The organism is Nocardioides phosphati (assembly GCF_014646375.1).
In the GTDB taxonomy this organism is placed as follows: Bacteria; Actinomycetota; Actinomycetes; order Propionibacteriales; family Nocardioidaceae; genus Nocardioides; species Nocardioides phosphati.
Map to the genome: position 1 here is coordinate 216,014 of NZ_BMNI01000003.1, position 19,692 is coordinate 235,705.

Annotated in this window: 20 protein-coding genes; 13 read left to right on the forward strand and 7 right to left on the reverse strand. The window is 72.6% G+C overall.

The genetic code is table 11. The features are described from left to right. Nucleotides 1–49 precede the first annotated feature (49 nt). The 3 genes from dnaB to IEX47_RS08275 are packed head-to-tail and all read left to right on the forward strand — an operon-like array spanning nt 50 to nt 2,724. Nucleotides 50–1,471 carry a replicative DNA helicase gene (gene dnaB, locus IEX47_RS08265; RefSeq protein ID WP_188783523.1) on the forward strand — a complete coding sequence of 474 codons (1,422 nt, stop codon included), beginning with the start codon at nt 50–52 and terminating at the stop codon, nt 1,469–1,471. A gap of 10 nt (nt 1,472–1,481) precedes the next feature. Then, nucleotides 1,482–2,267, forward strand: coding sequence for a DUF6498-containing protein (locus tag IEX47_RS08270; protein ID WP_188783524.1), 786 nt, complete (start codon nt 1,482–1,484; stop codon nt 2,265–2,267). 4 nt (nt 2,268–2,271) lie between these two features. After that, entirely contained in the window at nt 2,272–2,724 is a 453-nt protein-coding gene (locus tag IEX47_RS08275) for a GNAT family N-acetyltransferase (RefSeq protein ID WP_188783525.1), read from the forward strand. Between the two features lie 28 nt (nt 2,725–2,752). On the opposite strand, the gene IEX47_RS08280 is transcribed toward IEX47_RS08275, so the two are convergent. Further along, entirely contained in the window at nt 2,753–3,619 is an 867-nt protein-coding gene (locus tag IEX47_RS08280) for a lipase family alpha/beta hydrolase (protein ID WP_188783526.1), read from the reverse strand. A gap of 123 nt (nt 3,620–3,742) precedes the next feature. On the opposite strand from IEX47_RS08280, the gene IEX47_RS08285 reads away from it, so the two are divergent. Beyond that, a complete protein-coding gene (locus IEX47_RS08285; protein ID WP_188783527.1) occupies nt 3,743–4,369 on the forward strand; it encodes a TetR/AcrR family transcriptional regulator in 627 nt (208 codons plus the stop codon). A gap of 8 nt (nt 4,370–4,377) precedes the next feature. Here IEX47_RS08285 and IEX47_RS08290 read toward each other — a convergent pair whose 3' ends face one another. Next, nucleotides 4,378–5,010: a class I SAM-dependent methyltransferase gene (locus IEX47_RS08290; RefSeq protein ID WP_188783528.1), complete on the reverse strand. Its 633-nt coding sequence runs from the start codon at nt 5,008–5,010 to the stop codon at nt 4,378–4,380. A 154-nt stretch (nt 5,011–5,164) separates the two neighbouring features. Here IEX47_RS08290 and IEX47_RS08295 point away from each other — a divergent pair, with 154 nt between their 5' ends. The 5 genes from IEX47_RS08295 to IEX47_RS08315 all read left to right on the forward strand — a co-directional run bounded on the left by IEX47_RS08295 (nt 5,165) and on the right by IEX47_RS08315 (nt 9,298). Continuing rightward, nucleotides 5,165–6,535, forward strand: coding sequence for a nicotinate phosphoribosyltransferase (locus IEX47_RS08295; RefSeq protein ID WP_188783529.1), 1,371 nt, complete (start codon nt 5,165–5,167; stop codon nt 6,533–6,535). A gap of 1 nt (nt 6,536) precedes the next feature. Then, nucleotides 6,537–7,157 carry an isochorismatase family protein gene (locus IEX47_RS08300; RefSeq protein ID WP_188783530.1) on the forward strand — a complete coding sequence of 207 codons (621 nt, stop codon included), beginning with the start codon at nt 6,537–6,539 and terminating at the stop codon, nt 7,155–7,157. Beyond that, complete coding sequence (locus IEX47_RS18145) at nt 7,154–7,912, forward strand: NUDIX hydrolase (RefSeq protein WP_188783531.1); 759 nt, start codon at nt 7,154–7,156, stop codon at nt 7,910–7,912. The genes IEX47_RS08300 and IEX47_RS18145 overlap by 4 nt, the downstream gene beginning before the upstream one ends. Nucleotides 7,913–7,982: 70 nt before the next feature. After that, nucleotides 7,983–8,759: a type I methionyl aminopeptidase gene (gene map / locus IEX47_RS08310; protein ID WP_188783532.1), complete on the forward strand. Its 777-nt coding sequence runs from the start codon at nt 7,983–7,985 to the stop codon at nt 8,757–8,759. A gap of 65 nt (nt 8,760–8,824) precedes the next feature. Next, on the forward strand, nt 8,825–9,298 hold the full coding sequence (locus IEX47_RS08315) for an FBP domain-containing protein (RefSeq protein WP_188783533.1): 474 nt from the start codon (nt 8,825–8,827) through the stop codon (nt 9,296–9,298). Nucleotides 9,299–9,310: 12 nt separating this feature from the next. On the opposite strand, the gene IEX47_RS08320 is transcribed toward IEX47_RS08315, so the two are convergent. Continuing rightward, nucleotides 9,311–9,553, reverse strand: a complete 243-nt coding sequence (locus IEX47_RS08320) for a hypothetical protein (protein ID WP_188783534.1) — start codon at nt 9,551–9,553, stop codon at nt 9,311–9,313. A gap of 168 nt (nt 9,554–9,721) precedes the next feature. On the opposite strand from IEX47_RS08320, the gene IEX47_RS08325 reads away from it, so the two are divergent. Beyond that, nucleotides 9,722–10,609 (forward strand): HpcH/HpaI aldolase/citrate lyase family protein, encoded by an 888-nt coding sequence (locus IEX47_RS08325; RefSeq protein ID WP_188783535.1) that lies wholly within the window; start codon nt 9,722–9,724, stop codon nt 10,607–10,609. Between the two features lie 79 nt (nt 10,610–10,688). Continuing rightward, entirely contained in the window at nt 10,689–11,924 is a 1,236-nt protein-coding gene (locus IEX47_RS08330; RefSeq protein WP_188783536.1) for an MFS transporter, read from the forward strand. Here IEX47_RS08330 and IEX47_RS08335 read toward each other — a convergent pair. From IEX47_RS08335 to IEX47_RS08345, 3 genes are all read right to left on the reverse strand, one after another. After that, nucleotides 11,921–13,519: an ABC-F family ATP-binding cassette domain-containing protein gene (locus IEX47_RS08335; protein WP_188783537.1), complete on the reverse strand. Its 1,599-nt coding sequence runs from the start codon at nt 13,517–13,519 to the stop codon at nt 11,921–11,923. The two genes, IEX47_RS08330 and IEX47_RS08335, sit on opposite strands and share 4 nt — an antisense overlap. Before the next feature lie 203 nt (nt 13,520–13,722). Then, nucleotides 13,723–14,568 (reverse strand): aldo/keto reductase, encoded by an 846-nt coding sequence (locus tag IEX47_RS08340; protein WP_188783538.1) that lies wholly within the window; start codon nt 14,566–14,568, stop codon nt 13,723–13,725. 59 nt (nt 14,569–14,627) lie between these two features. After that, entirely contained in the window at nt 14,628–15,383 is a 756-nt protein-coding gene (locus IEX47_RS08345) for a TetR/AcrR family transcriptional regulator (RefSeq protein WP_188783539.1), read from the reverse strand. Nucleotides 15,384–15,486: 103 nt separating this feature from the next. On the opposite strand from IEX47_RS08345, the gene IEX47_RS08350 reads away from it, so the two are divergent. Further along, a complete protein-coding gene (locus IEX47_RS08350; RefSeq protein WP_188783540.1) occupies nt 15,487–16,944 on the forward strand; it encodes an MFS transporter in 1,458 nt (485 codons plus the stop codon). A gap of 24 nt (nt 16,945–16,968) precedes the next feature. Then, a complete protein-coding gene (locus IEX47_RS08355) occupies nt 16,969–17,748 on the forward strand; it encodes an SDR family oxidoreductase (protein ID WP_188783541.1) in 780 nt (259 codons plus the stop codon). Between the two features lie 16 nt (nt 17,749–17,764). Here IEX47_RS08355 and IEX47_RS08360 read toward each other — a convergent pair whose 3' ends face one another. Beyond that, nucleotides 17,765–19,690 (reverse strand): glycoside hydrolase family 15 protein, encoded by a 1,926-nt coding sequence (locus tag IEX47_RS08360; RefSeq protein WP_188783542.1) that lies wholly within the window; start codon nt 19,688–19,690, stop codon nt 17,765–17,767. Nucleotides 19,691–19,692: the final 2 nt, after the last annotated feature.

Consider the following 19,692-nt stretch of genomic DNA (forward strand, 5'->3'; position numbering starts at 1 on the left):
ATCCGTCAATTCTTTGGGTGATGTCGGGGGCAGGGCCTACGGTCAGCCCATGAGCGTGACCGAGTACGACGACGTGCCGCCGGCCCCCGAGCCCGCGGACACGTGGGGCGACGGCCCCGCGTCGTACGAGCCGGGCAACGCGCCGCGCCGCCCGGGCGACCGCACGCCGCCGCAGGACAACGCGGCCGAGCAGAGCGTCCTCGGGTCGATGCTGCTGTCGAAGGACACGATCGCCGAGGTCGGCGAGATCCTGCGCGGCGCCGACTTCTACCGGCCCGCCCACGAGGTCATCTACGACACGATCGTCGACCTCAACCTCAGCCGTGGCGAGCCGGCGGACCCGATCACCGTCGCCAACGAGCTCGGTCGCAAGGGTGAGCTCGAGCGCGTTGGCGGTGCGCCGTACCTCCACACGCTCGCGGCCAACGTGCCGATCGCGGCCAACGCGATGTACTACGCCGAGATCGTCAAGGAGAAGGCGATCCTGCGGCGGATGGTCACCGCCGGCACCAAGATCGTCCAGCTCGGCTACGCCGGAGAGGGCGAGATCGCGGGCCTCGTCGACCAGGCCCAGGCGGAGGTCTACGGCCTCGCCGACGGCAGCCGGAAGGAGGACTACGTCCCGCTCGGCGACGTGATGGAGGGCGTGCTCGACGAGATCGAGGCGATCGGCAACCGCGAGGCCGGCGTCTACGGCGTGCCGACCGGCTTCGCCGAGTTCGACGAGCTCACCAACGGCCTCCACGCCGGCCAGATGATCATCGTCGCGGCCCGACCCGCGATGGGTAAGTCGACGCTCGCCCTCGACTTCTGCCGCGCGGCGTCGATCCACAACAACCTGACCAGCTGCTTCTTCAGCCTCGAGATGAACCGCTCGGAGATCACCATGCGTCTCCTGAGCGCCGAGGCGAAGGTGCCGCTCAACCACATCCGCACCGGTCAGATGACCGATGACGACTGGGCCAAGATCGCGCGCAAGATGGGCGAGGTCTCCTCCGCGCCGTTCTTCATCGACGACTCGCCCAACATGACGATGATGGAGATCCGCGCGAAGGCGCGCCGCCTCAAGCAGAAGCACGACCTCAAGCTCATCGTCATCGACTACATGCAGCTGATGAGCTCGGGCAAGAAGGTCGAGTCGCGTCAGCTCGAGGTCTCGGAGTTCTCCCGCAACATCAAGCTCCTCGCCAAGGAGCTCGAGGTCCCGATCATCGCGCTCTCGCAGCTCAACCGTGGCCCCGAGCAGCGCGCCGACAAGCGCCCGATGGTCTCCGACCTGCGTGAGTCCGGCTCCCTCGAGCAGGACGCCGACATGGTCATCCTGCTGCACCGTGACGACGTCTACGAGCGCGAGTCGACCCGCCCGGGCGAGGCCGACATCATCGTCGCGAAGCACCGTAACGGCCCCACCCGCGACATCACCGTCGCGTTCCAGGGCCACTACTCGCGCTTCGTCGACATGCAGCGCTGAGGCCCGCGCCATGAACGTCGTCCTCCGCATCCTCGGTCTCCGGGCCCTCGGCGAGGCCGTACGCCGACTCCCGCCGGCGCGGGCGCGGATGATCACGCTCGGCGTCACCGTGGTCGCCAACCTGCTGCCCGTCGTCGGCATCCTGATCGGCCGGATGAACGCGGCCGACGTCTTCACGGCGTACTGGCTCGAGCTGGTGGTCATCGGCGCCTTCGGCGTCGTGCGCCTCCTCACCGCCAGGGGTGAGCCGCGTGACAAGCGGGGCGATGCGATCGCCCGGCCGATCATGTTCGTGCTCTTCTACGGCCTGCTGGTGACGCTCCAGGCGATGTTCCTCGTCCTGCTCTTCACCACCGACGCGACGATCGTGGCGGCGTACCTCGACCGGATCGGCTTCTGGTCGGGCGAGGGGCCGATCGCCGGAGGGCGGGCGTGGCTGCCGGCCGCAGTCGGGTTCTTCCTCAGCCACCTGATCGCGCTGCTGCTCGGCTGGTTCGCCCGGGGCGAGCGCTTCCTGTGCAGCCCGCGGCTCGCCTTCATGCAGCCGTTCGGCCGCATGGTCCCGATGCTCGTCGTGATGTCGGTCAGCGGCGTCGGGGTGGCCGCGCTCCGGTTCCTCCACCTCGAGGTCGTGCTGGTCGCGCTCCTCGCTGCCGTCAACATCTCGCTGGAGTCCGGCCACACCGCGTGGATGAAGCGGCTCCCCGGAGCCGCCGCCGTGATGCAGCCGCAGGCGCAGCCCCGGCCCGCTGGCGGATCGCGGGGCGGCAGGTCGGGTCGGCCTGGGCGACGATGATCCGGTGACGAGTCTCTCCGTCGAGCAGGTCGACCCCTACGCCACCGTCTGGCTGCGGCAGCGCGTGCTGCGCCCCCACCAGTCGTACGACGAGGTGCTGGCCGAGACCGACGTCCCCGAGCTCTTCGCGATCGGGGCGCTCGTCGAGAGGTCGCTCGTCTCCTGCGTCGTGGCTCATCCGGACCCGTTCCCCGGCGAGGACGGGCCGGCGGCGCGCGAAGGCGTGTGGCGGCTGCGCGGCATGGCGACCGATCCGGCACACCGCGGCCAGGGCCACGGCGCCGCGGTGCTCGACCGTCTGCTCGACGAGCTGCGGCTCCGCGGCGCCGCGGTGGTCTGGTGCAACGCGCGCACCGCTGCGGTCGGCCTCTACCTCCGGGCCGGCTTCGCGGAGCTCGGCGACCCGTGGATCGACCCCGACATCGGCCCGCACGTGCGGATGTGGCGTGACCTCTAGTCGGCTCCGCTGACCGCTCCTGGCGGTGTCAGGAGACCCAGGGCATGGGGATGCACGGCACGGGCGTCGCGTGCGCCGGGTCGAGCGCGTTGGCGATGAGCGCCTGGACGTTCGGGTCGACCGCCAGCGCCACGTGGCCGCTGAAGTCGAGGGGGCAGACGTCCTGGAGGGTGATGTTGTGGACGTTCGCTGCCGGCGCCAGGACCCCGCTCGTGTAGGGGTTCACGGCCTCGTCGTACTTCGTGACGATGCTCGTGTAGCTCGTGCCGGGCACGGTGACCCCGCCGGCGTTGAGGTCGGCGATGAACGAGGAGTCCGGTGCGAACTCGTTGCACGCGGTGCACCCGCCCGCGTCCAGGATCGGGCGGAAGCCGGTGACGTCGGCCAGGGTCTGCAGGCCGCCGAGCGTCGTGCCCTTGAAGTTCGAGCCGAAGCCGACGAAGTTCGTCACCTTCGCGCTGCCGCCGAGGACCTTCAGGTAGTACGCCGGCACCGTGGTGCCCTCGGAGTGGCCGACGATGTCGACCGTGGCGGTGCCGGCCGCCTGGCGGACCTGGTCGACGAAGCCACCGAGCTCCGCAGCGCTGGTCCTCATCGAGGCGAGGCCGCCGGTGTAGGGGCCGTAGTACGTCGTGCCGTACGTCGTGTAGTAGGTGCAGTAGCCCTTCTGCGCGAGGAACTGGGCGTCGCTGCCCATGTCGGTCGGGCCGTTGGAGCCCAGGCCGTGCCACAGGACCACGGGGCGCGGGTGCGCCGCGCTCGGCGTACAGGACCAGTCGTTCACGCCGCTCGTCGTCGCTGATGCCGGCGCAGCGAGCGCGGGGACGAGGGCAATGCCGGCGACGGACGCTGCGAGGGCGGCGAGCCTGCGGAAGCGGTGGGGGGTGCGCACCATGACGTCGTTCTCCTTCGTGGAAAGGGCCGACGCTCTGTGTGACGGCCGCCACTCGGACGTTAGTGACACTAGTGTCACCTGTCAACGGATCGGTCCGTGGGCAGGGCTGCCTATGCTTCGCACGTGCCTGACGACGTCGCGACCGCCGCTGCCTCGCCCCGTGCGCGGGAGCGCTGGCCCGCCGACCGCAGGCGCGCGCAGCTGCTCGAGTCGGCGGCGACCGTGTTCGCCCGGCACGGCTACCAGGGCACCTCGGTGGGAGACGTCGCCGCGGCGGCCGGGGTGACCCGGACGCTCATCTACAAGTACTTCCGCGACACCGACGAGCTCTACCTCTCCTGCCTGCGAAGCGCCCGCGCGGAGCTCGAGGAGGCGTTCGCGACGGCTGCGCTCGCGCAGGAGGCGCCCCGTGACCAGCTCCGGGCGGGCGTGACGGCGTACTTCGAGTTCGTGCGCACCAGCCGGCACCGCTGGGACCTCCTCTACGGGGCCGGGGCGGCGGTCGCCGGCCCGCTGGCCGCCGAGGCCGCTGCGCTGCGCTACGCGACGGCCGACCGGATCGCGCTGCTCGTCGCCGCAGCCGCGCCGGCGACGGACGCCGAGGTCGCCTCGGCTGCTGCGCATGTCATCTCGGGCGCCTGCGAGCAGCTGGCGAAATGGTGGCACGAGCACCCGTCGCTGACCACCGAGACCCTCGTCGACCACTTCATGACCGTCGTGTGGGGCGGCCTGGAGGCGATCGTCGGCTGACCAGGGCGTCAGTGACGTCCGGGTGGGGCCGACGTGGCTGAGCGGGTCGCCAGCAGTTCGCCGTGCCGGCGGCGTACGCCGGGGTCGTGGCGCGAGGCAGAGCGCTCGACCACGAAGCCGTGGGGGCGGAGCAGGTCGGTGAGTGCCTCCGCCGACCAGAAGTACGCCGTGGTGACGGCGTGGTCGAAGGGGAGGCCCGGCTCGCCGTCGAAGAAGCCGAGCAGGAGCGAGCCGCCGGGGGTGAGGACACGGGCGAGCTCACCCAGGACCGCAGGGAGGCCCGCCGGGGCGGTGTGGATGATCGAGTACCAGGCCAGGACGCCGCCGACGGCTCCCGGGGCGAGCGGCAGTGCGGCGAGGTCGCCGGCAAGGAACGCCTGCGCGGGGAACCGCCGCCGGGCGGAGGCGAGGAACCCTGCGGAGCCGTCGAGGCCCAGCGCCTCCCGCCGGCCGTCGTCCGCCAGCACGTCGGTCCAGTGGCCCGGGCCGCAGCCAGCGTCGAGCAGTCGGCCCGCCGTCGCATCGCGCCAGTCCCTGATCGTGGCGCGGTCCTGCGCGGCCATCTGGTGGAGCGCGCCCATCTTCTCGACGTACTCGTCCGCGCGGGCGTCGTAGGCGGAGGCGATCCTGGCTCGTGACACGGGCCGAGGCTAGCGAGCGCGGCCGGGTTCCGCCGCCTGTGCCCGAGCCCCCGACGCCAATTTTGCGCACATCGTAAGAAATATCCCCGGAAGGCCTTGCGCTGGCCGTGATCCGGCTTATGCTCACTGTGTTCATAATTCACAGGAGGCACCCATGAGCACCAGGACGAACGCCGCCGGCGGCCCCGGCCTCCTCACCGACCGCTACGAGCTGACCATGCTCGCGTCGTTCATCGCCGACGGCTCCGTGGGTCGGCAGGCGGTCTTCGAGGCCTTCGCCCGGCGGCTCCCGGTGGGGCGCCGGTACGGCGTGGTCGCAGGCCTGGGACGGCTCGTGCCCCTCCTCCACGACTTCCGCTTCGACGCCGACGAGGTCGCCTGGCTGCTCGACGAGCGGGTCATCGACGCGGCCACCGCCGACTACCTCCGCGCCTTCCGTTTCAACGGCACGATCGAGGCGATCCCGGAGGGCGAGCTCTACTTCCCCGGCACCCCGGTCGTGACGGTGGCGGGCACGCTGGGGGAGTGCATCGTCCTCGAGACGCTGGTGCTCAGCGTGCTCAACCACGACAGCGCGATCGCCTCGGCCGCGGCCCGCATGGTCACGGCAGCCGGTGGTCGACCCGAGGACGGCGGACGTGCGCTCATCGAGATGGGCTCGCGGCGCACGCACGAGGAGGCGGCGGTCGCGACCGCCCGGGCGGCGTACATCGCGGGGTTCGCCTCGACCAGCAACCTGGCGGCGGGCTACCGCCACGGCATCCCGACGGTCGGCACGGCGGCGCACGCCTTCACGCTGGCGCACGACTCCGAGCTCGACGCGTTCCGCAGCCAGGTGCGCGCACACGGGCCGGGCACGAGCCTGCTCGTCGACACCTACGACATCCCGACGGGGATCCGCAACGCCGTCACCGCGGCCCGCGAGGCCGGCGCGACCGGCCCCGGCGCGATCCGCATCGACTCGGGCGACCTGGCCGAGGAGGCCTGGCGGGCGCGCGCCCTGCTCGACGAGCTCGGCGCCGCCGACACGCGGATCACGGTGACGAGCGACCTCGACGAGTACGTCATCACCGCGCTTCAGGACGCCCCCATCGACGGGTACGGCGCGGGCACGCGCGTCGCGACCGGCTCGGGCCACCCGACGGCCGGGATGGTCTACAAGCTGGTCGCGATCGAGCAGCCCGACGGCACGATGCGACCGGTCGCCAAGAAGGCGCGCGACAAGGCCTCGGTCGGCGGTCGCAAGACGGTCTGGCGCGTCTTCGACGACGACGGCGCGATCGTCCAGGAGCTCCACGTGCCGGGCTCGACCGAGGTGCCGGAGCGGCTCCGCGGCACCCGCCACGAGAGCCCGCAGGTCACGGTCGTCCGCGAGGGCGTCGTCCAGCACGTGCCGACGATCGAGGAGAGCCGCCGCACCTGCGCCGCCGCCCTCGCCGCGCTCTCGCCGCACGAGCGCGACGTCACCGACGGCGAGCCCGTCGTCGTCCCCACCGTCCTTCTCCCCGCCCCTCAGGAGGCCTGACATGACTGCACCGACTGCTCCGACCCCACGTCGCGCGCTCGTCGTCGTCGACGTCCAGAACGACTTCTGCGAGGGCGGCTCGCTCGCCGTCGCCGGGGGCCTCGGCGTCGCCGCGGCGATCGCCGACCACCTCGTTGCCCGCGCGGCCGATTACGACGTCGTCGTCGCGAGCCGCGACTGGCACGACCCCGACAACCTCAACGGCGGCCACTTCCCGCCCGCCGGCGAGCAGCCGGACTACGCCACCACGTGGCCCGTGCACTGCGTGGCGGGCACGGAGGGTGCCCAGTTCGCCGGGCCGGTCGGCCCTGCGCTCGAGGCCGCGCAGGCGGTCGTCGTCAGCAAGGGCAGGGGCGAGCCGGCGTACTCGGCGTTCCAGGGCCTCACCGGCAGCGGCGAGACGCTTGCCGACACGCTCCGCGCGCAGGGCGTCACCGAGGTCGACGTCTGCGGCATCGCCACCGACTACTGCGTCCGGGCGACGGCGCTCGACGCGGTGGACGCCGGCTTCGCGGTCACCCTGCTCCCCGGCCTGCACGCCGGCGTCGCCCCCGAGACCACCACCGCAGCGCTCGACGAGATGGCGGCGCGCGGCGTCGTCGTACGGAAGGAAACGGCATGACCACCTCCGACCAGCACCCCACCGCCTACGACGCGTCGAAGTACCCGCCGGTCTTCGTGACCGTCGACCTGGCCGTCTTCACGATCCGCAACGGCGCGCTGTCGGTGCTGCTGATCCAGCGCGGCGACGACCCCTACCGCGGGCACTGGGCGCTGCCCGGGGGCTTCATGGACCCGGGCGAGGACGCCGAAGCGGCCGCCTGGCGCGAACTCGCCGAGGAGACCGGCGTCGAGCAGTGGGCCGGCCACCTCGAACAGCTGAAGACCTACTCCGCACCCGACCGCGACCCGCGGCACCGGATCGTCTCGGTCGCCCACGTCGCCTTCGCGCCCAACCTGCCCGCCCCGGTCGCCGGCGACGACGCCCGCAACGCGCGCTGGTGGGCGGTCGACGAGGTCTTCGCCGCGGAGGACGCGCCGCCGCTCGCCTTCGACCACGCCGAGATCCTCACCGACGCCCTCGAGCGGGTCCGCTCGAAGCTCGAGTACACGACCCTCGCGACCGAGTTCGTCGAGGAGCCGTTCACCCTCGCCGAGCTCCATCGCGTGTACGCCGCGGTGTGGGGCAAGCCGCCGTCGCTCGGCGCCTTCCGGCGCAAGGTGATCAGCACGAAGGGGTTCGTCGAGGCGACCGACACCAAGGGCGACACCCAGGCGGCGGGCCGGCCCGCCACGCTCTACAAGCGCGGTGGCGCCGCGATCCTGCAGCCGGCGATGCTGCGCCAGCACGCGACCGAGCAGGCGGAGGCCGAGTGAGTCCCGCCGGGAGGGCAGGCTCGGGTCAGGCCCATGCGCCGCAGCAACCGCCGCGCCGTACCCTGCTGCCGTGATCGAGATCCTCAAGCCCGCGCGGCTCGCCCAGGCCCGGGAGTCCGGCGCGCTCGTCGGCCACATCCTGCAGACGCTCAAGGAGCGGTCGAAGGCGGGCACCAACCTGCTCGAGATCGACGCCTGGACCAAGGCGATGATCGAGGAGGCGGGGGCGGAGTCCTGCTACGTCGACTACGTGCCGTCGGGCTTCGGGCGGGGGCCGTTCGCGCACTACATCTGCACGGGCGTCAACGACGCGGTGCTCCACGCGCGACCGCACGACTACGCGCTGCGCGACGGTGACCTGCTCACGCTCGACCTCGCACTGCTGACCGGTGGCGTCGCAGCCGACGCAGCGATCAGCTTCGTCGTCGGTGGCCAGCCCGACCCCGCGTGCGACGCCCTCATCGGCGCGACCGAGCGCGCCCTCGCCGCCGCCATCGACGCGGCCGTGGTCGGCGCCAAGGTCGGCGACCTCTCCTACGCGATCGGCACCGTGCTCGAGGCCGCGGGCTACCGGGTCAACCTCCAGTACGGCGGCCACGGCATCGGCTCGACGATGCACCAGGACCCGCACGTGGCGAACCACGGCCGCCCCGGTCGCGGCTTCACGCTCCGCCCGGGCCTGATGCTCGCCCTCGAGCCGTGGGTCATGGCCGACACCGCCGAGCTGGTGACCGACACCGACGGCTGGACGCTCAAGAGTGCGACCGGCTGCCTCACGGCCCACAGCGAGCACACCGTCGCGATCACCGACGACGGCCCCGAGATCCTGACGCTGCCGCCGCGCTGACCAGGGGACCGAGGGCGTGTCTGACAAACCCTGCGGTTTGCCAGGCGCGCCCTAGCATCGGCGCCATGGAGGCCCTCACCGAGTCCGCGATCCGCAAGGCGTTCGTCAACCAGACGGGCGGCGAGGCGAAGCGCGCCTTCGTCCCCGACCTGGCGGCGCAGCCGTGGGAGGACCTCGACTACCTCGGCTGGCGCGACCCCAAGGCACCGCAGCGCGCCTACCTCGTCGCGGTCGTCGACGGCACCACCCGCGCGATCGGCCTGCGGCTCTCCTCCGGCTCGGCCGTGCGCCGCACGATGTGCTCGCTCTGCATGACCGTCGGCGATGCCGCGCTGATGGTCGCGCCCCGGGCCGGCAAGGCGGGCCAGGCCGGCAACACCGTCGGCACCTGGATCTGCGCCGACCTCGCCTGCTCGCTCTACATCCGCGGCAAGCGCAAGGCGCCGTCGGCCCCGGCGTACGAGACGCTCTCGAACGAGCAGAAGGCGGCCCGCCTCGAGGCCAACCTCGCCGACTTCATCGCGCGCGTGGTGGCCTGACGCCCGCGCCGCTCAGAGGCGGGTGGCGGACGGGTGGCCCGCCTGCCGGGCCGCGGCGACCCGGGCCGCGGAACGGCGTGCGCGCACGGCCTCGAGGTCGAGCACCGCGGCAGCCTCGCCGTCGACGGGACGCTGCAGCGGCCTGCGCAGCCGGTACGCCGTCAGGTCGGCCACGCCGTCGGGGACGAGCAGCGGCGCCGGGAGGAGGTGGCCGCGCGCCTGTCGCAGGATCAGGTCGATCGGGTACATCGTCATGTCGGACCTCGCTCCGCGCCGGCTGCTGAAGTCCAGCCAACCGCGCGCAGGTTTCGGGCATGTCGCCTGCGCGAGACGTTGATGGAAACACGGGCGGAACGCCCGCCCTGCGCGACCGATATGAACGCAACTTCCGAGTAGCCCCCACGGGGGCCTAACGTGACGAACATGTCATCTTCCGTCGACGCGCCCGACCTCGCCGCCCGCCGCTCCACCCGTGAGCGCCACCGCGTGGACCCCGCCCACGCCCGGAGCTGGCAGCTGGTCAACGCCCTGCACGTCGACCGCTTCGATCCCGCGCAGCTCGGCCACGCCGACGCCGTCATCCTCGACATCGAGGACGCTGTCGACGACTCGCAGAAGGACGCCGCCCGCGGCTTCGTGCTCGACTGGTTCGGCACCGGCGGCAGTGCCTGGGTGCGCATCAACGACGTGACCACGCCGTTCTGGGAGGACGACGTCGCCGCGCTCGCCGGTCAGACCGGGCTGCTCGGCGTCATCCTGGCCAAGGCCGAGGCGCCCGACCAGGTCGTCGCGACCTTCGACCGGCTCGGTGCCAAGGCGCCCGTCGTCCCGCTCGTCGAGTCGGCGGTCGGCATCGAGACCGCGGTCTCGGTCGCGCAGGCCCGTGGCGCCTTCCGCCTGGCGTTCGGTGGCGGCGACTACCGCAAGGACACCGGCGCGGAGAACACCCCGCTCGCGATGGCCTACCCGCGCTCCCGCCTCGTCGTCGCCTCGCGCATCGGCGGCCTGACCGGACCCGTCGACCAGCCCACCGTCTCGACCCAGCACGCCGCCGTCCGCGAGCACTGTGCCGACGCCGTCTCGCTCGGCATGACCGGCAAGCTCTGCCTCGACCGCGAGCAGCCCGCGCTGATCAACGAGGAGATGAGCCCGTCGGCCGCCGACGTGGCGTGGGCCTTCGACTTCCTCGCGGCCTTCGAGGCCGAGGGTGGCGTCATCAAGGACGGCTCCTACAAGCCGCGCATCGCCCGCGCCAACGTCATCAAGGAGCGCGCCGCGATCTACCGGATCAGCCCGCCCAAGGCGGAGTGACCCGCACGCACGCGGGCACGCTGCGGCGTACCTGGTCGGGCGTGCGAATGTCCGGCGGCCGAATGGCTACGGTGGCGCCATGACTGCCACCACCGCCACCGGTCGCGCCTGGACCCCGTGGCGCACGGTCCTCGCCTTCGGCCTCGTCAGCCTCGCGGCCGACATGGTCTACGAGGGCATGCGGGCGATGGCAGGCCCGCTGCTCGGCGACCTCGGCGCGTCGGCGCTGACGGTCGGCCTGGTGACGGGCGCGGGCGAGGGCATCGCGCTGATGCTCCGCCTGGTGACCGGGGCCTGGGCCGACCAGGCGCAGAACCACTGGCGCCTCACGGTGATCGGCTACGCGATGACGGCGGTCTGCGTGCCGCTGCTGGCGGTCACGCCGTTCATCGGCGCCGCGGGCCTCGCGACCGCTGCCGTCCTGATCCTGCTCGAGCGCACGGGCAAGGCGGTCCGCTCGCCGGCCAAGAGCGCGCTGCTCGCGCGGATGGCGACCCAGACCGGCCGCGGCAAGGGCTTCGGCGTCCACAAGGCGATGGACCAGGTGGGTGCGTTCAGCGGGCCGCTGCTGCTCTCGGGCATGGCCGCGCTCACCGGCGTCCTCTGGCCGGGCTTCGCGCTGCTCGCGATCCCCGGCGCGATCTCGCTGATCCTGCTGGCCCAGCTCCGCCGCCACGCGCCGATCGTCGAGGAGTCGAACGACGAGGCTCCCGCTCCGTCGAAGGGCGCGCTCGCCGGCCTCCGCACCGCGATCGGCACCGAGCTCCCGGGTGCCTTCCACGTCTTCTCGCTGGCGACCGCCTTCATGACCGCAGGCCTGATGACCTTCGGCGTGATCTCGTTCCGCCTGGTCGACCGCGACATCATCTCGACGGCGGTCGTCCCGCTGGTCTACGCGGCCGCCATGGCGATCGAGGCCGTCGGCGCACTGGTCACCGGCCAGCTCTTCGACCGATGGGGCGGTGGTGTGCTGCTCGCGGTTCCGGCGCTCGTCGCCGGGGTACCGCTGCTCGTCTTCTCCGACACCGTCTGGGTGGTCTTCGCCGGCATCGCGGTCTGGGGCGTGGCCACCGCGATCCAGGACTCCACCGTCAAGGCGTACGTCGCCGACCTGGTGCCCAACGCGCGCCGGGCCACGGCGTACGGCGTCTTCGCGGCGGTGCAGGGCCTCGGCGCCCTCGGCGGTGGCGCGCTCGCGGGTGCGCTCGTCGAGCACCACCTGCCCGTGCTCGCTGCCGTGGTCGCGGTCATGCAGGTCGTCGCGGCGGCGCTCGTCGCCTGGACGCTCGTGCGCGCCCGCCGCGTGGCCGCCTAGAGCTCGACCTCGGTCAGCTCGCCCTCGGCGTCGAGCCCGAGGATGCGGGTCGGCGCGAGCCGCCGCACGAAGTCGTCGTCGTGGCTGACCACCACCAGCCCACCGCCGTACGCCGCGAGCGCCTCGACCAGGTGGGTGACCGTCGAGACGTCGAGGTTGTTGGTCGGCTCGTCGAGCACCAGCAGCTGGTGAGGCGGCTCGGCCAGCAGCAGGCGGGCGAGCGAGACCCGGAAGCGCTCGCCCCCGGAGAGAGTGCGGACCGGCCGGAAGACGCTGTCGCCGCGGAGCAGCAGCCGGCCGAGCTGGTTGCGCACCGTGCCGGGGTCGGCCGCCGGTGCGACGGCGCGGATGTTGTCGACCGCGCTCAGGTCGTCGTCGAGGCTGTCGAGCCGCTGGGGCAGGAAGCCCACGCGGTGGGTCTCGAGCCTGCCGCTCGCGTGCCCCTCGACCGGTGCCGAGCCGGTCACGAGCTGGTGGAGCAGGCGCGACTTGCCGACGCCGTTGGGGCCGGTGACGACGACGCGCTCGGGACCCTGCACCACGTGCTCGCGCGCCCCTGACGCGGACCGCAGCACTGCGAGCCGACGGCTGTTGGGCACGTCCGGGTCGGGCAGCACGAGGCTGACGTGGTCGTCGCTGCGGACCCGGTCGGCAGCGGCGGCGGCGTGGGCCCGGGCCGCCTCGAGGCGGGCGTCGTGACCGGCGCGGAGCTTCGCGGCGGAGTTCTCCGCCATGGACGCGCGGCCGTTCATGACGATCTTGGCGGCGACCTTGTTGGCCCGCGCCTTCTTCGCGTCGCGGGCCCGGTGCGCCAGCTTCGTCTCCGCCTCCTGGCGCTGGCGGCGCTCCACCCGGACGGCCTGCTCGGCGTTGCGCAGGGCCTGGGTCGCCGCCTCCTGCTGGGCCGCGACGTGGGCGCGCCACGCGCCGTACGGCCCGCCGTACGTCGTGAGGGTGCCGCCGCGGAGCTCGGCGGTGGCGTCCATCTCGTCGAGGAGGGCGACGTCGTGGCTGACGACGACGAGGGTGCCCTTCCAGGTGCGGACGAGCTCACGCAGGCGGGCGCGGGCCGAGCGGTCGAGGTTGTTGGTCGGCTCGTCGAAAAGGGTGATCGGGAAGCCGCGGAGCCGCAGGCCGGCGGTCGCGACGAGCATCGCCTCGCCGCCGGAGACCTCGCCGACGCGGCGTTCGAGGCCGGCGCCGGGCAGGCCGATCTCGTCGAGGGTGGCGGCCGCGCGGGCGGGGATGTCCCAGTCGTCGCCGACCACGTCGAAGTGGCGTGGGTCGGCGTCCCCGGACTCGATCGCCTGCAGCGCGCGGAGCACGGGCGTGATGCCGAGGAGGTCGGCGAGCGTCGCGTCCCGCCCGAGCGTGAGCGTCTGGGGGAGGTGGCCGACCGCGCCGCCACGCGTGACCGTGCCGTGGGTCGGGGCGAGGAGACCGGCGAGCAGACGGAGCAACGTCGACTTGCCGGAGCCGTTGTCGCCGACGAGGCCGGTGCGGCCCTCGGGGAACGTGCCGGTCAGGTGGTCGAGCGCGACGGTGCCGTCGGGCCACTCGAGGGTGAGGTCGGTGAAGGACAGGGGTGCAGGCATGGGAACTCCGGGATTCGGCGGAAGCGCCGACCCGGAGTGGTCACTCGACGGGTCAGCGCAGGGAGAGCGGCGCGAAACCGGTGCTGCCAGTCAAGCCTGTCACCTCGTGCTCGGGAGTGGGACCTGACCATGGTGCGCGACAGCCCGCCCCGCCGCCAACCGGTTTTCCCGGTGGGCGACGAAGCGGGCTGCCGTCAGCAGGATCAGGGGATCCAGTCGAAGACGTCCGGGTCGGGGCCCTGGCGGCCGGCCGGGCCCTTGTCGAGCGCGGCCAGCTCGGCGACCTCGGCATCGCTCAGCGCGAAGTCGAAGATCGCGGCGTTCTCGGCCAGGCGCGCACGGCTCATCGACTTCGGGAAGACGATGTCGCCCCGGTCGAGCTGCCAGCGGAGCAGCACCTGGGCCGGCGTCTTGCCGTGCGCCTCGGCGATGCGTACGACGACCTCGTCGGTGAGCTCGCCGCCGCCCTGGCCGAGCGGCGACCAGGCCTCGACGAGCGCGCCGTGGCGCAGGGTGGCCGCGCGGGCGGCCTCGTTGGCGAAGTACGGGTGGACCTCGATCTGGTTGACCGCCGGCACGACGCCCGTCTCGGCGACGATGCGGTCGAGGTGCCCGGGCTGGAAGTTCGAGACGCCGATCGAGCGCGTGAGGCCTTCGGAGCGGAGCTCGGCGAGCGCCTGCCAGGTCGCCACGAAGTCGCCGTCGTACTGCGTGGGCAGCGGCCAGTGGATCAGGAAGAGGTCGACCTGGTCGAGGCCGAGCAGCTCGAGGGAGCGGGCCAGCGACTCCTTCGCCTGCGAAGGCTCGTGGAAGCCGTTGTTGAGCTTGGTGGTCACGTAGACCTCGTCGCGCGCGAGGCCCGCGGCGGCGAGGGCGGCACCGACGCCGGCCTCGTTGCCGTACATCTGCGCGGTGTCGATGTGGCGGTAGCCGAGCTCGAGGGCGTCGGTCACGACCCGCTGCGTCTCGTCGGCGGGCACCTGCCACACACCGAGGCCGAACTGCGGGATGGAGGTCTGGTCATTGAGCTGGAGCGTGGGAATGTCCATGGTGGGTGCAACCAGTCAGGCCCTGTCGTATTCCGGCCCCCGGGGCCGAGGCCGCGAGGTCAGCCGCGCTGCTCCAGCGCCTGCCGGACCAGGCCGCCGATAATCAGGTCGAGGCCGGCCACGAACTGCTCGTCGTCGTCGTGGTCGCGGAACTCGTCGGCGATCGACTGGATCCAGCCGAAGTCCGCCGGGTCGCGCGCGAGCCAGGCCTGCGCGATCGCGTCGAGCTGCTCCTCCTTCGACCGCGTCGGATCGGCGTGGACGTCCTGCGCGGCCATCTCGGCCGCGACGCCGACGATGTAGCCGATGATCGCGGTGCTGCCGTGGAACTGCTGCCGCGTCGTCAGCCCCATCGCCGCCAGGGCGCTGCCCAGCCGGTTCCAGAACCGGATCGCGTTGTCGGTCGCCGCCCCCTGCGTGTGCAGCCGGGTGGCGAGCCAGCGGTGCTCGGCCGCCAGCTCGAAGAGCGCCAGCGCCGTACGCCGGAGGTCGGCGACCGCCGCCGCGATCGCCGGGTCGTCGACGCGGAGGTCCTCCGGGAGCTGGCCGCCGGACGGCTCAGCCGCCCGCACCAGCGCCTCGCCGACGAGGGTGTCGCAGGCGAGCGAGAGCAGCTCCTCCTTGCCGTCGACGTACCAGTAGACGCTGCCGAGGCCGCCGCCGAGCTCGGCCGCCAGGCCGCGCAGCGTGAGCCCCTTGATGCCGTCGCGGTCGAGCATCGCGATCGCGGTCGTCACGACCTTCTCGAGCGAGTGCGTCGCGCGCGCCGACGTACGCCGGCGGCGGGTGGGGGGAGTGCTCTCGAGCGGGGCCATGGTCCGCACCCTACCCGTCCGGCTTGACATTCTCGAACACTGTTCTATTCTCGAACCACGTTCGACCGAACATCGTTCGACACCTACTGGAAGGAGCCGGGCCATGACCGACACCGCAGCTCTCGCCCCTCCGGCGCGCACCTGCCCCTCGTTGCGTGCCGCCTGGATCCCGCTCGCCGCCCTCTGTCTCGCGTTCTTCGTCGAGATGGTCGACAACACCCTGCTCACCATCGCGCTGCCCACGATCGGCCGCGACCTGGGCAGCAGCACGACCGGCCTCCAGTGGGTCACGGGCGCCTACTCGCTCACCTTCGGTGGCCTCCTGCTGACGGCGGGGGCCACGGCCGACCGCCTCGGCCGTCGGCGCGTCCTCCTCGTCGGGCTCGCCGTCTTCGGCACCCTCAGCCTCGGCGTCGCCCTCGTCCAGAACGCCGGGGAGCTGATCGCCCTGCGGGCTGCCCTCGGTGTCGCGACGGCCGCGATGGCCCCGATCACCAACTCCCTGGTCTTCCGGCTCTTCGAGGAGCAGGCCCTGCGGATGCGCGCGATGACCTTGATGATCGTCGTCGGCATGAGCGGCTTCGTCCTCGGCCCGCTGATCGGCGGCACCGCCCTCGCCCATGTCCGCTGGGAGTGGCTGCTCCTGGTCAACGCCCCGATCGCCGCGATCGCGTGGGTCGGCGTACGACGGGGCGTGCCGGCGGACCATGAGGAAGACCTCACCGACGACGGCCTCGACCTGCCCGGCGCGGTCCTGTCGATCCTGGCCATCGGCCTCGGCTGCTACACGCTGACCAGCGGCGTGGACCACGGCTGGACGGCTGCGCTCACCCTCGCGACGGCGACCGGTGCCGTGCTCGCGGCCGTCGGCTTCGTGCTCCACGAGCGCCGCACCAGCGAGCCGATGATCGACCTCGAGATCTTCCGCAACCGCACCGTCCGTGGCGCGACGCTTGCCGAGATCGGCTCGTCGATCGCGATGGCCGGCGTGATGTTCGGCCTGATCCTGCACTTCCAGTACGCGTGGGGCTGGAGCCCCGTGCGCGCCGGCCTCGCCAACCTGCCGCTGATCCTGACGATGCTGCTCGCCACCCCGGTCTCGGAGGGCCTCGGCAAGCACCTCGGCCACCGCCGCGCCACCCTCGTCGGGGCGGTGCTGCTGGCCACCTCGCTGGCCGGTCTGGCCTGGGGCGTCGACCACGGGTACGCCGTCATCGCCGCCTGCATGGTGGTGATGACCGTCGGCCTGCGGACCGTCATGACGATCTGTGCCGTCGCCCTGGTCGACGCGATGCCGGCCAACCGCACCTCGCTCGGAGCCGCGCTCAACGACGCCGGCCAGGAGGTCGGCACGAGCATCGGCACCGCCGTGGTCGGCACCCTGATCGCCGCACTCGTCACGACCACGCTCCCGGGCGGCGCCTGGAGCAGCGACCTGGCGGCGAGCTTCTTCCACGGCGAGCGGATCACGTACGCCGTCCTCGCGGTCGTCGTCGGGCTCGTCGCCGGCTTCGGCGCCCTGACCCTGACCGACTCGCGCGCGGTGGAGGAGGTGCACTGACGGCGACTCACTAGGCTCCCCGTCATGAGCAACCGAAAGCGGATCGCGGTCGCCGGTGGCACCGGCCTCGTCGGAGCCAAGGTCGTCGCGCGCCTCGAGGCCGCCGGCCATGACGCCGTGGCCCTGACCCGGCGTACGGGCATCGACCTGACCACGGGCGACGGCCTCGAGGAGGCGCTGCGCGGCGTCGACGCGGTCGTCGACTGCACCTCGCTCGAGTCGCGCAAGCCGGCCGAGACCACGGCCTTCTTCCGCGCGGTGGCGACCAACCTCCAGCGAGCCGGAGCCGCCGCCGGCGTACGCCGGATCGTGACGCTGTCGATCGTCGGGATCGACGGCCTCGGCGGCGGTGCGTTCGGCCACTACGACGGCAAGCGGGCGCAGGAGGCCGCGACCGAGGCGGGTGAGGTGCCGACCGCGATCCTGCGGGCGACGCAGTTCCACGGGTTCGCGGGCCAGCTGATCGACTGGATGGCCGTGGGCGGGGTCCTGCCGTGCCCGAAGCAGCCGGTGCAGACCGTCGAGGTCGATGCGGTCGCCGACGAGCTCGTGGCCCTGGCGCTCGAGGAGCCGACGGAGCAGCACGCCCGCAAGGACGTCGCCGGCCCCGACAAGCGGATGCTCGCCGACCTGGCCCGGGCGATCGCCAAGGCCCGCGGCCAGCGGCTCCTGGTGGTGCGCGTCTGGCTGCCCGGCGCCACGGCGAAGAAGGTCCGTAAGGGCGTCCTGCAGGCCTCGCCGCGGGCCGAGATCATCGGCGGCACGTTCGAGGAGTGGCTGGCGCGGGAGCGCCCCGCGCGCTGACACCCCCAGCTGGGCCTCACACCTCGGTCGCGTCGCCGTCCTCGTGGCGGATCACGTGCAGGACGGCGTTGATCAGCGCCAGGTGGGTGAACGCCTGGGGGAAGTTGCCGAGGTGGTGGCCGCTCTTGGGGTCGAGCTCCTCGGCGTACAGCTCGAGGGGGCCGGCGAGCGAGAGCAGCTTGGCGCAGAGCTTCCGCGCCTTGTCGAACTCCCCGATCTCGCAGAGCGCCGACACCATCCAGAACGAGCAGATGGTGAAGCTGCCCTCGCGCCCGTGGAAGCCGTCGTCCGTCTCCTCGGTGCGGTAGCGCAGCACCAGCCCGTCGACGGTCAGCTCCTCGCGGATCGCCATCACGGTCGCCCGGATCCGCGGGTCGTCGGCCGGCAGGAAGCGGACCAGCGGCGCCAGCAGCAGCGACGCGTCGAGCGCCGTGCTGCCGTAGGACTGGGTCAGCACCCCACGCTCGTCGACGCCGTTGGCGAGGATGTCGTCGCGGATCTCCTCGGCGGCGCGCTCCCACTCGTCCGCCTTGGCGTCGTCGCCGACCTTCCGCGCGATGCGGGCCCCGCGGTCGACCGCGACCCAGCACATGATCTTCGACGAGGTGAAGTGCTGGAGCTCCCCGCGCACCTCCCAGATGCCCGCGTCGGGCTCGCGCCAGCTGGCCAGCGCGGCCTCGACCTGCTTCTGCAGGATCGGCCAGATCCGGTTGTCGAGGTGGTCCACCGACTGCGCGTGGAGGTACGCCGAGTCGAGGAGCGCGCCCCACACGTCGTGCTGGCGCTGGGCGTGGGCGGCGTTGCCGACGCGCACGGGCTGCGACCCGGCGTACCCGGGGAGGTGGTCGAGCGTGCGCTCGGTGAGGTCACGCTCGCCGCCGATGCCGTACATGATCTGCAGGTCGTCGTCGCGGTCCGCGAGGTCGGCGATGAAGGCGAAGAAGTCGACCGCCTCCCAGTCGAAGCCGAGCGAGTACATCCCCCACAGGGCGAACGTCGCGTCGCGGATCCAGGTGAAGCGGTAGTCGTAGTTGCGGTCGCCGCCGGGTGTCTCCGGCAGGGACGTGGTGGCCGCCGCCATGACGGCGCCGGTGGGGGCGTAGGTGAGGCCGCGGAGGGTGAGCGCGCTGCGCTGCAGGTAGCTGCGCCACGGGTGGTCGGGGAACGTCCCGCGCGCGAGCCAGTGCTGCCAGTGGTGCGCCGTCCACACGAGCTTGTCGTAGGCCTCCTCGAACGTCGTCGGCGGCACGCTTCCGCCCCAGGAGAGCGCCACGAACCGCTGGTCGCCCTGCTTGAGCATCGTCCGCGCGCTGGCGATGCCGCCCTCGAAGCCGAGCCGTAGGTCGGTGGTGAGCGTGAGCTCCGGGTGGTCTGCGCTCTCCGATCCGCCCTTCCCTCCGCGCGCCGCGGCGCGGGCCTGGCTGTAGCTCTCGCCCGTCCAGTCCCACACGACGGGCGTCTGGCCGTAGTCGAGCACCGGCTCGCAGTCGACGACCACCTGCACCTCGCCCGACACGCACCGGATCGTGCGCAGCAGCGTGTGCTCCGCCTCGTAGTCAGTCGGCGTGCGGCGGTAGGTCTTCGAGCGGTCCTCCGGGTGGTGCCACGGTCCGATCAGCAGCACGTCGCGCACGATCATCCAGCCGGTCGGCGTGCCCCAGCTCGTCTCGAGGACCATCGTGCCGGGCAGGTAGCGACGCGAGGTCGGCACCTTCACCCCGAGCGGTGCGACCGTGAAGGAGCCGGCCCGGTGCCCGAGGAGCGCGCCGAAGCAGCTCGGGGAGTCGAAGCGCGGCGCGCACATCCAGTCCACGGACCCGGACGGTGCCACCAGCGCCGACACCTCGCCGTCGCTGAGGAACCCGTAGTCACCGATCGGTACGTCGCGTGGCCGGCCGGGGTCGCTGGTCACCGGGCGGGGCCGTCCGTTGCTCGTCGCCATGG

Coding starts and splice junctions, on each gene's coding strand:
- dnaB (WP_188783523.1), top strand. CDS start 50: ATGAGCGTGACCGAGTACGACGACGTGCCGCCGGCCCCCGAGCCCGCG.
- IEX47_RS08270 (WP_188783524.1), top strand. CDS start 1,482: ATGAACGTCGTCCTCCGCATCCTCGGTCTCCGGGCCCTCGGCGAGGCC.
- IEX47_RS08280 (WP_188783526.1), bottom strand. CDS start 3,619: ATGGTGCGCACCCCCCACCGCTTCCGCAGGCTCGCCGCCCTCGCAGCG.
- IEX47_RS08295 (WP_188783529.1), top strand. CDS start 5,165: ATGAGCACCAGGACGAACGCCGCCGGCGGCCCCGGCCTCCTCACCGAC.
- IEX47_RS08300 (WP_188783530.1), top strand. CDS start 6,537: ATGACTGCACCGACTGCTCCGACCCCACGTCGCGCGCTCGTCGTCGTC.
- IEX47_RS18145 (WP_188783531.1), top strand. CDS start 7,154: ATGACCACCTCCGACCAGCACCCCACCGCCTACGACGCGTCGAAGTAC.
- IEX47_RS08315 (WP_188783533.1), top strand. CDS start 8,825: ATGGAGGCCCTCACCGAGTCCGCGATCCGCAAGGCGTTCGTCAACCAG.
- IEX47_RS08320 (WP_188783534.1), bottom strand. CDS start 9,553: ATGACGATGTACCCGATCGACCTGATCCTGCGACAGGCGCGCGGCCAC.
- IEX47_RS08325 (WP_188783535.1), top strand. CDS start 9,722: ATGTCATCTTCCGTCGACGCGCCCGACCTCGCCGCCCGCCGCTCCACC.
- IEX47_RS08330 (WP_188783536.1), top strand. CDS start 10,689: ATGACTGCCACCACCGCCACCGGTCGCGCCTGGACCCCGTGGCGCACG.
- IEX47_RS08335 (WP_188783537.1), bottom strand. CDS start 13,519: ATGCCTGCACCCCTGTCCTTCACCGACCTCACCCTCGAGTGGCCCGAC.
- IEX47_RS08340 (WP_188783538.1), bottom strand. CDS start 14,568: ATGGACATTCCCACGCTCCAGCTCAATGACCAGACCTCCATCCCGCAG.
- IEX47_RS08345 (WP_188783539.1), bottom strand. CDS start 15,383: ATGGCCCCGCTCGAGAGCACTCCCCCCACCCGCCGCCGGCGTACGTCG.
- IEX47_RS08350 (WP_188783540.1), top strand. CDS start 15,487: ATGACCGACACCGCAGCTCTCGCCCCTCCGGCGCGCACCTGCCCCTCG.
- IEX47_RS08355 (WP_188783541.1), top strand. CDS start 16,969: ATGAGCAACCGAAAGCGGATCGCGGTCGCCGGTGGCACCGGCCTCGTC.
- IEX47_RS08360 (WP_188783542.1), bottom strand. CDS start 19,690: ATGGCGACGAGCAACGGACGGCCCCGCCCGGTGACCAGCGACCCCGGC.